Below are 10131 nucleotides of genomic sequence, written 5' to 3' on the forward strand. Positions count from 1 at the left end.
ATCGCGGACCTCGCGCCGTACACGGCTGACGCTTATATGGGCGTCGCGCCCGACTCTCGCCCGGCGAAGATCGCGTACAAGTCTTCGCTCGGCGAAGCGCTTCCGCCGTCGTACGGCGTGCCCGGCGGAGAGCGTGCGGACGCAGAGGTACTGCGCGAGCTGTTGCTGAAGGCGCTGGCCGACTCGCGGCGGCAAGAACTGGAGCGAGGCATCAGTCTCGTCGGCCCGCATCGGGACGAACTGGAGCTGATCCTCGGCGAGCTCCCGGCGAAGGGGTACGCGAGCCACGGCGAGTCGTGGTCGTTCGCGCTCGCTTTGCGGCTCGGAAGTTACGAGCTTCTGCGTGCCGAAGCGGGCGAACCGGTGTTGTTGCTGGACGATGTGTTTGCCGAACTCGACCGCAAGCGCCGGGCCCGGCTGGCCGAGGTCTCCGCGGGCGCCGAGCAGGTGCTCATCACCGCGGCGGTGGCCGAGGACGTGCCCGCCGAGCTCGCCGGTGCGAGGTTCACGGTGGCCGACGGGGAGGTGAACCGTGCCTGAACAGCCACAACGACCACGCGGGGTGACCGGGGTCACGCGAGTTGCCCACCGATCTGGGGACAAACCTGTGGACAGTGTGGATAAACCCGGAGGCGCGTTATCGCCGCGCGTGACGAACCGGCCGGATGGCCGTCTTGACACCTCGAAAGCGGACGACACCCCTCGGAATCCCGCGCGTGGCGCGACTGAGCGTGACAGTTCCACTGGGCCGAACGAGACGCCCGCTGGGGACACTCCGAGCGGGCGCGACCTCGCGCACGCCGCGCTCGAAGCGGCGAAGGCGAAAGCCCGCGAGCGCGGCGCCCCGCCGAACCTCCGCCGCGGCCGGATCACCGGAGGCGGCGGGCAGAACCGGGCGCGCCGGCGCTGGTCCGGTCCCGGCGCGGATCCGCGCGACCCGCAGCCGCTCGGCCGGCTCGTGTCGAGGCTGATCTCCGACAGCGGCTGGCAGGGCACCATGACCAACGCGCGCGTGTTCGGGCAATGGGCCCGGCTCGTGGGCGAGGACGTCGCCGAACACGCCCAGCCGATCGCGCTCAAAGACGGCGAGTTGACTGTCCGGGCGAGTTCCACCGCGTGGGCGACACAGTTGCGGTTGCTGCAGGGCAAGTTGCTGGCGAAGATCGCCGCGGGCGTCGGCAACGGCGTCGTGAAGCGGATGCGGATCCAGGGTCCGACCGCTCCGAGCTGGCGGAAAGGACCCCGGCACGTGCCTGGTCGCGGACCGCGTGACACGTACGGCTGACGGGGGTTGCGGTCGGGCGGGTCATTGCCCCGAGAACCGGGTCGCGCCGGTTCGGATACGACCTGACTCGCCTGAGGGTGATTTCGTGCCTCTGCGACAGACTGAGAGGTGTCCTTGCCGCATGTGAGCGCGCGCGGCCAAGTACACTGTTGTAGTAGCGGGCGTCCGCTCGGGCGAGACGAGGAGAAACAACGCCGGTGACCGAGAACAAGAGCGAGTACAACGCGTCGTCCATCACCGTGCTCGAAGGCCTCGAAGCAGTTCGCAAGCGCCCCGGCATGTACATCGGTTCCACCGGTGAGCGCGGTCTCCACCACCTGGTCCAGGAGGTGGTGGACAACTCCGTGGACGAGGCGATGGCGGGGTACGCCACCAAGGTCGAGGTTACCCTGCTCGCCGACGGCGGGGTGCGGGTAGTCGACGACGGCCGCGGCATCCCGGTCGACATCCACCCCAAGGAGCAGAAGCCGACGCTCGAGGTCGTGCTCACCATCCTGCACGCGGGCGGCAAGTTCGACAGCGACTCCTACGCGGTGTCCGGCGGTCTGCACGGCGTCGGCGTCTCCGTGGTGAACGCGCTGTCCACGAAGCTGCTCGCGGAGATCAAGGTCGGCGGCCGCAGCTGGCGCCAGGAGTACACGAACCAGGTGCCCGGCCCGCTCGAGGACCTCGGCCCGGCCACCGACACCGGCACCACCATCACGTTCTGGGCCGACGGCGACATCTTCGAGACCACCACCTACAACTTCGAGACCATCTCGCGCCGGCTGCAGGAGATGGCGTTCCTCAACAAGGGCCTCACCCTGTCGCTGCGCGACGAGCGCGTCGCCGACGAGGAGACCGAAGAGGACGCCGAGGGCAAGCAGGCCAGGGTCAAGGAAAAGGTCTACTGCTACCCGGGCGGGCTCGAGGACTTCGTCAAGCACATCAACGGCCCCAAGGACCCGATCCACGAGAGCGTCATCTCCTTCGACGCCAAGGGCGCCGGCCTCGAGGTCGAGGTCGCGATGCAGTGGAACACCGGGTTCACGCCGTCGGTGTACACCTTCGCCAACACGATCAACACGCACGAGGGCGGCACGCACGAAGAGGGCTTCCGCGCCGCGCTCACCCGCGTGGTCAACGCGTACGCGCGCGAGAAGAAGCTGCTCAAGGAGAAGGACGCGAACCTGACCGGCGACGACGTGCGCGAGGGTCTCGCCGCGATCGTGTCGATCAAGCTGTCCGAACCGCAGTTCGAGGGCCAGACGAAGACCAAGCTGGGCAACAGCGAGGCCAAGACGTTCGTGCAGCAGCAGTCGAACGAATGGCTCGGCGACTGGTTCGAGCGCAACCCGAGCGAAGCCAAGACGATCATCAACAAGTCGATCTCGTCGGCGCAGGCCCGGCTCGCCGCCCGCAAGGCGCGCGACCTGGTGCGGCGCAAGGGCGCGCTGGAGATCGGCGGTCTTCCCGGCAAGCTCAAGGACTGCCGTTCGAACGACCCCGGCGAGTGCGAGCTCTACATCGTGGAGGGCGACTCGGCCGGCGGTTCGGCCAAGGAAGGCCGCGACTCGATGTACCAGGCGATCCTGCCGATCCGCGGCAAGATCATCAACGTCGAGAAGGCCCGCATCGACCGCGTCCTCAAGAACACCGAGGTCCAGTCGCTGATCACCGCGCTCGGCACCGGCATCCACGACGACTTCGACATCTCGAAGCTGCGCTATCACAAGATCGTGCTGATGGCCGACGCCGACGTCGACGGCCAGCACATCACCACGCTGCTGCTCACCCTGCTGTTCCGCTTCATGACGCCGCTGATCGAGCACGGCCACGTGTTCCTGTCGCGGCCGCCGCTGTACAAGATCAAGTGGCCGCGGTCGGAGCCGGAGTACGCGTACTCGGAGAAGGAAAAGGACGTCGTCATCCAGGCCGGCGTCGAGGCGGGCCGTCGTCTTCCCAAGGACGACGCGATCCAGCGGTACAAGGGTCTCGGCGAGATGAACGCCGAGGAGCTGTGGGAGACCACGATGGACCCGGCGAACCGGCTGCTCGGGCAGGTCACGCTCGATGACGCGGCACAGGCGGACGAGCTGTTCTCCGTGCTCATGGGCGAGGACGTCGAGGCGCGCCGCTCGTTCATCACGCGCAACGCCAAGGACGTGCGCTTCCTGGACGTGTAGGCGTCCCCTGCTAACTCGCTTCCCCAGGACTGCTCACTGAGAAGGACCTCATGACGGAAACCTTGCCGCCGGAACACGACCGGGTCGAACCGGTCGACATCCAGCAGGAGATGCAGCGCTCCTACATCGACTACGCGATGAGCGTCATCGTGTCGCGGGCGCTGCCGGACGTGCGGGACGGCCTCAAGCCGGTGGCGCGCCGGATCCTGTACTCGATGTTCGACTCCGGGTTCCGCCCGGACCGCGGGTACAACAAGTGCTCTCGCGTCGTCGGCGACGTCATGGGCAACTACCACCCGCACGGCGACTCGGCGATCTACGACGCGCTGGTCCGGCTCGCCCAGCCGTGGTCGCTGCGCTACCCGCTGATCGACGGGCAGGGCAACTTCGGCTCGGCGGGCAACGACCCGGCTGCCGCCATGCGGTACACCGAGTCCCGGCTCGCGCCGCTGGCCATGCAGATGCTGGCGGACATCGAAGAAGAGACCGTCGACTTCTCCGACAACTACGACGGCCGTACGCAGGAACCCGACGTGCTGCCGTCGCGGTTCCCGAACCTGCTGGTCAACGGCGGTTCCGGGATCGCGGTCGGGATGGCGACGAACATCCCGCCGCACAACCTGCGCGAGGTGTCCTCGGGCGTCGTCTGGGCGCTGGAGAACCCCGAGGCGACCGACGACGAGCTGCTGGCCGCCCTGCTGGTGCGGATCAAGGGCCCGGACTTCCCGACCAAGGCGATGATCCTCGGCACCTCCGGCATCGAGGACGCCTACCGCACCGGTCGCGGTTCGATCCGGATGCGCGCGGTCGTCGAGGTCGAAGAGGACGCGAAGGGCCGCACGATCCTGGTCGTGTCCGAGCTGCCGTACCAGGTCAACCCGGACAACCTGGTGGAGAACATCGCGCACCTGGTGCGCGACGGCAAGATCACCGGGATCTCGGACATCGCGGACGAGTCCAACAGCCGCTCCGGCATGCGGATCGTCGTCACGATCAAGCGCGACGCGGTGGCGAAGGTGGTGCTGAACAACCTGTTCAAGCACACCCAGCTGCAGCAGAACTTCGGCGTCAACATGCTGGCGCTGGTCGACGGCGTGCCGCGCACGCTGCGGCTCGACCAGATCATCCGGCACTACGTGAAGCACCAGGTCGACGTGATCGTGCGGCGCACCCGGTACCGGCTGCGCAAGGCCGAGGAGCGGGCCCACATCCTGCGCGGCCTGGTCAAGGCGCTCGACATGCTGGACGAGGTGATCGCCCTGATCCGGCGGTCGCCCTCGGCTGACGAGGCCCGGCCGGGCCTGATGTCGCTGCTCGAGATCGACGAGATCCAGGCGACCGCGATCCTGGACATGCAGCTGCGCCGGCTGGCCGCACTGGAGCGCCAGCGGATCATCGACACCCTGGCCGAGATCGAGCTGGAGATCGCCGACCTCAAGGACATCCTCGCGAAGCCCGAGCGGCAGCGGTCGATCATCCGCGACGAGCTGATGGAGATCGTCGACAAGTACGGCGACGACCGGCGCACGCAGATCATCCCGTTCGACGGCGACGTGTCGGTCGAGGATCTGATCGCGCAGGAAGACGTCGTCGTCACCATCACCCGCACGGGCTACGCCAAGCGGACGAAAACCGATCTGTACCGCTCGCAGAAGCGCGGCGGCAAGGGCGTACAGGGCGCGACGCTGAAGCAGGACGACATCGTCCAGCACTTCTTCGTCTGCTCCACGCACGACTGGATCCTGTTCTTCACGAACAAGGGCCGGGTGTACCGGGCGAAGGCCTACGACCTGCCCGAGGCCAACCGCAACGCGCGCGGCCAGCACGTGGCGAACCTGCTCGCGTTCCAGCCGGACGAGCAGATCGCCCAGGTCATCGAGATCCCGAACTACGAGGTCGCGCCGTACCTGGTGCTCGCCACGCAGCGCGGCCTGGTGAAGAAGACGAAGCTCACCGACTTCGACTCCAACCGCGCGGGCGGCCTCATCGCGATCAACCTGCGCGAGGGCGACGAGCTGATGGGCGCGGTGCTGGCGGCGGCCGAGGACGACCTGCTGCTGGTGTCCGCGGGCGGCCAGTCGATCCGCTTCCACGCGACCGACGAGGCGCTGCGCCCGATGGGCCGGCCGACCTCGGGCGTGCTGGGCATGCGGTTCAACGAGGGTGACGAGCTGCTCGGCATCAGCGTGGTCAAACCGGACAAGTTCCTGCTGGTCGCCACGGACGGCGCGTATGCGAAGCGGACGCCGATCGAGGACTATCCGGTACAGGGCCGCGGCGGCAAGGGCGTGCTCACCATTCAGCACGACAGCAAACGTGGCAGGCTGGTGGGGGCACTCATCGTCGACGAGGACGACGAGCTGTTCGCCATTACGTCCAGCGGCGGGGTCATCCGCACGCCGGCGCGGGACGTGCGCAAGGCGGGCAGGCAGACCAAGGGCGTTCGGCTGATGAACCTGGGTGACGGAACCACTCTTCTCGCGGTCGCACGCAACGCGGACGAGGGTTCGGACGTCGCCAATGGTGGCGAGGACTCCGCCGAGGACGGTTCCGAGGTTTCGGAAGTTATCGCTTCCGAGACGGTTTCGGAGGAAGCGGCCGAGGCTACGCCAGAGGAGCCCACAGCAGAAGACGGCACGGCGCCGGAGCAGTGATCGGCGCCCCACGCACGGGTAAGGACTGACTCAACGTGGCACCATCCGACAAGGCCGACGACGCGTCGGCCAACCCGCCCTGGCAGCGCACCGCCAAGGACGGCGGCGGCGACTCCGAGGCCATGGCCACGGCGCGGATCGCGACCGAGGACGTGCCCACCGCGGCTCCGGAACCGGCCGCCGCGGCCGAGAACGACTACCCGGTGACCGGCTCGGCGGCGCCCCGGCTCTTCGGAGGCGAGGCACCGCCGCCGGCGGACGACGTGCCGCCCGCGGGCCGCACCCGGCCGACGCCGAGCGCGCTGCGCCGCCCCGGCCGGGGCCCGCGGCGGGCGAGCCTGCAGATCAAGCGGTTCGACCCGTGGTCGGTGCTGAAGCTGGCACTGGTGCTCGGCGTCGCGATGTTCTTCGTCTGGCTGGTCGCGGTCGGCGTGCTCTACACGGTGCTCGACGGCATGGGCGTGTGGGACAAGCTGAACGGCACGTACTCGTCCCTGGTCGGCGGTGAGGGCGCGAACGCGTCCCCGGAACCGCTGATCAGCGCCGGTCGCGTGTTCGGCATCGCGGCCATCCTCGGGGCGATCAACATCGTGCTGGTGTCCGCGCTGGCCACGGTGAGCGCGTTCATCTACAACGTGTCGGCGGACCTCGCGGGCGGGCTGGAAGTCACCTTGTCCGAGCGTGAGTAACCCGGTTGCGCGGGCGGATGGGGGGTCCGGTAGAGTTCTCCTCGTTCGACGGGCCCATAGCTCAGGCGGTTAGAGCGCTTCGCTGATAACGAAGAGGTCCCAGGTTCAAGTCCTGGTGGGCCCACATTTCTCAGAAGGCCGGTTCGCAGCTCCTGCGGGTCGGCCTTCTGGTATTTCGGGTGACTGCCGGTGGTGCGGTCGCCAGAATCAGCCGCATGCAGACTCCGAGGGAGATCCGTGCCGAGCTGAGCCTTGGCGCGGTCGCCGCGCAGCGGGATGACCAAGCTGGCTTGGCCGAAACGTCGGCCTGGCTCGAGTCGGCGACGGCGCGCGAGATGCTGCGGATCGACTACTACTCCCGCCAGTTCCGCTTCGAGGCACCTGCGCTGGGCCGGGCGACGGACTGGGAGTTGAAGAACGCCGCGCCGGTCGTCGGGGCGCTGGCTTCGATGCACCCCGACGGGTATCTCCGGGAGCGGGCCGTTCGCGTGTTGTGCGCTTCGGACGGCGCGTTGAGCGACCGGGCGTTGGCGGTCCGCGTTACCGACCACGTCGAGGTGGTCCGCGAGCTGGCGGTGCGCGAGGTGTTGCGGCGTACGACGTTGGCGCAGGCAGAGCGGATTGTGCCGTTGCTGCAGCGGATTTCTCAGCGCTGGTGGGGTTCGGAAGTCTTCTCGCGCTATTTGCGTGCGCTGCTCGTCGCGCATGGCGAGGCGTCGGTGTGGGCGTGCTTGCGCGGTTCCGGAGACCGGGACGTGCGGCGGCTCGCGTTCCGGACCAGCTTCGAGTCCGGCCTGCTCGGCGCGGCGGACGCCGTGCGGTTGTTGTCCGGGGAACGGGACCAGATCGTCCGGCGGCAGTTGATCGGTGTCGTCGCTGAATTGGCGACTCCGGATGTCATCGCCTCGCTGCTTCGCGACCGGTCCGCGGAGGGCCGGGTGCTGGGATTGGTGAAGCTGACCGCGGCGCGGCTCGACCCCGTTGAGGTGGAACGGCTTCTGGTCGACCGGTCGACGACGGTGCGGCTGTGGGCGCGGCTGCGCTGGCAGGAAATGGGACGGGACCCGGTCGCGGTTTATGCCGCGGTCGCGCGTTCTGCTGCCGAGCCCGTGGTGCGGGCTCGTGCGTACGCCGGGCTCGCGGAGACCGGGACTGAGCTTGACCGTGCGGAGATCGTCAGTCTTGCGCAGAGTGCCGAGCTGTCGTTGCGGAAGGCTGGTTTGTCGTTGCTGCGCGGCAAGGCTGTCGCTTCGGACGTGCCGTGGTTGCTGCGCGAAATGACGAGCGATCACTCACGGGCGGCCAGGCTGGCGTCGGACGTGCTTAGCAGCAGTCCGGAGTTGTGGTCGTTCGCAGATCTGGTGGCATTCAAGGAATCCGCGGATCCGGAGTTGCGACGCCGGGGTTGGTGGCTGCACCGCGGTCTCGGCGGATGGGAGTCGGTGATCGCCGACCTGGAGTTCTTGGCGGCCGGTGCGGTTTTGGCCCGGGAGCTGGTGTTGCCGATGTACGTCCAGCCGAGTGCTGCGCAGCGGCAACGTATCGCGGCGTTGCTGGGGACGGGTTCCGTTGAACGGCAACAGGTTCTGGAAGTCGCCTTCGCCGCCGGGGTTTCGGTGTGAACATGACCGGCGAGGAGTTGGGCGAGGGGTGGGACAGCGTCGCGACGCTTGTCGACGGACGGTGGGTCGAGCGGCGGCCCAAGCGGGACGAGGTGCGCGCTTGGCTGCTTCGGGAGACCAGGGTGTTGCCGTGGCTGGCCCCGCAGCTGCCGTTGACGGTGCCGATTCCCGTTGTGTGGCAGGAAAATCCATTGGTCGTGCGGCACGAATTGGTGCCAGGCGGGCCAGGTGAACTGACCGCTGACGACGGTCGCGCGCTCGGCCGATTCCTCCGCGCTTTGCACAGAGCGGACGTGTCCAAGGCGCGCGAACTTGGTGCGGTGCCGGAAGATCTGGCCCTCGATGCCGTTCCGCCGTTGCTCGGTCCGCTCGCTGATCGTGCTCGCGCTTTGCTGGCGGAGGTCGAGGATTATCCAGCAAACACCGTGGTGCACGGAGATCTCGGACCAGAGCATCTGCTCAAACAGGACGGCCGGTTGAGCGGGGTGATCGACTGGTCCGACGTGTCGATCGGCGACCCCGCGCGGGACCTGGCGTGGCTGCTGTTCTGGACGTCGGCGGAGTGCGTCGCGGCGTTCTCCGCGGAGTACGAGGTCACGCCCGAACTGCGTCGGCGCGCGTGGGCGTGGAACCAGTTGGGCCCGTGGTACGAGGTGACGTACGGACTGGAGAACGACCGGCCTGACCTGGTCGAATCGGGCCTCGCCGGCACCCGCGCGCGGCTCGCGGAGACGAGTCAGCCCTGCCGGGAAGAGAAGGACCGGCAGGGCTGAGTGATGCGTGGCCACGGGGGCCATCGGGTCCAACGGACCGATCACTCCGGATATTCCCGGTGTTCCACGTGGAACGAGAGACGGAACCGCTGGACGGGACGCGCGGCGGGTCCGGTAGCATCGAGGGGTAGCGCAAGCACTCAGAAGGGGGCTTCAGGTGAAGAAGCTGTTGGCACTCGCGGTCGTCGCGGGCGGCGTCCTGTTCGTCGTCAAGCGGAACAAGGCCGCCAAGGCCGAGGCTGACCTGTGGCGCGAGGCCACCACGCCTGCCGCCCCGTCGGCGAACGGCAGTGCGCCGGCCAAGGCCGCGGACGCCTCGCGCAACTGACGTCATGCTTCGCGGACCTCGGTCCGCACCGGGCCTGTAGCTCAATTGGTAGAGCACCGCCTTTGCAAGGCGGGGGTCAGGGGTTCGATTCCCCTCAGGTCCACCCGCGATCCCCGTTCGGCCGACGCCGAGCGGGGATTCGTGCGTTCCAGGGGCGCTACGGAATCTGCTTCAACCGGTCGATGATCTTCAGGACGGCACCCCCGAATACCTGGTTTTGGCTGACCGCCGGGACCGGCGACGCGCGGGTGGCAGGTCGCGTGGTTCGTGCGGAAGCAACTGCTCCACACGTAATGCCAGGGTCCCTTGCCGTGGTCCCCGGGATCGGCTCGCTCGGCTGTACCGGAGCTTGTTCCTCGACCCGCCCGGAAGCGGTGTCGTTGGTGAACTTGTGCTTTGCCCACGACCGTGCCAGTCAGAGCAACGAGGCCGCGGCTGCTGGCTTGACTTCAACCTCCCTTGAAGTTCCATCCTTCGAGAGGCATTACTGCTCTCGGAAGGACACCCATGACTGTCAACCACGTCGCGCGGCCCGACTTCGCGCGCCCGGACGTCGATGCTGTGCTGGTTGCCGAAACGACCGTCGAGGCGGCGGATGTGCTTGCGCGGCTGGAA

The 10131-nt window shown here is 68.1% G+C and carries 7 protein-coding genes, 2 tRNA genes and 1 pseudogene; all 10 read left to right on the forward strand.

The features are described 5' to 3' along the window. Positions 1-540, forward strand: a pseudogene (locus tag ACWDNU_RS43770) (DNA replication/repair protein RecF); the annotation flags it as partial. A 109-nt stretch (positions 541-649) separates the two neighbouring features. Then, a complete protein-coding gene (locus ACWDNU_RS43775; RefSeq protein WP_449673193.1) occupies positions 650-1285 on the forward strand; it encodes a DciA family protein in 636 nt (211 codons plus the stop codon). A gap of 197 nt (positions 1286-1482) precedes the next feature. After that, entirely contained in the window at positions 1483-3450 is a 1968-nt protein-coding gene (gyrB, locus tag ACWDNU_RS43780; RefSeq protein WP_370932759.1) for a DNA topoisomerase (ATP-hydrolyzing) subunit B, read from the forward strand. A 50-nt stretch (positions 3451-3500) separates the two neighbouring features. After that, positions 3501-6104: a DNA gyrase subunit A gene (gene gyrA / locus ACWDNU_RS43785; RefSeq protein WP_449673194.1), complete on the forward strand. Its 2604-nt coding sequence runs from the start codon at positions 3501-3503 to the stop codon at positions 6102-6104. A gap of 35 nt (positions 6105-6139) precedes the next feature. Beyond that, positions 6140-6793, forward strand: coding sequence for a DUF3566 domain-containing protein (locus ACWDNU_RS43790; RefSeq protein ID WP_378405394.1), 654 nt, complete (start codon positions 6140-6142; stop codon positions 6791-6793). 50 nt (positions 6794-6843) lie between these two features. Further along, positions 6844-6917, forward strand: a tRNA-Ile gene (locus ACWDNU_RS43795). Between the two features lie 91 nt (positions 6918-7008). Next, positions 7009-8415 (forward strand): hypothetical protein, encoded by a 1407-nt coding sequence (locus ACWDNU_RS43800; protein ID WP_449673195.1) that lies wholly within the window; start codon positions 7009-7011, stop codon positions 8413-8415. A gap of 2 nt (positions 8416-8417) precedes the next feature. Next, a complete protein-coding gene (locus ACWDNU_RS43805; protein WP_449673196.1) occupies positions 8418-9188 on the forward strand; it encodes a phosphotransferase in 771 nt (256 codons plus the stop codon). 157 nt (positions 9189-9345) lie between these two features. Continuing rightward, entirely contained in the window at positions 9346-9516 is a 171-nt protein-coding gene (locus ACWDNU_RS43810; RefSeq protein WP_020663676.1) for a DLW-39 family protein, read from the forward strand. A 30-nt stretch (positions 9517-9546) separates the two neighbouring features. Beyond that, positions 9547-9619 (forward strand) — tRNA-Ala (locus tag ACWDNU_RS43815). Positions 9620-10131: the final 512 nt, after the last annotated feature.

The organism is Amycolatopsis sp. NPDC003676 (genome assembly GCF_053587275.1).

Coding starts and splice junctions, on each gene's coding strand:
- gyrA (WP_449673194.1), top strand. CDS start 3,501: ATGACGGAAACCTTGCCGCCGGAACACGACCGGGTCGAACCGGTCGAC.
- ACWDNU_RS43800 (WP_449673195.1), top strand. CDS start 7,009: ATGCAGACTCCGAGGGAGATCCGTGCCGAGCTGAGCCTTGGCGCGGTC.
- ACWDNU_RS43805 (WP_449673196.1), top strand. CDS start 8,418: ATGACCGGCGAGGAGTTGGGCGAGGGGTGGGACAGCGTCGCGACGCTT.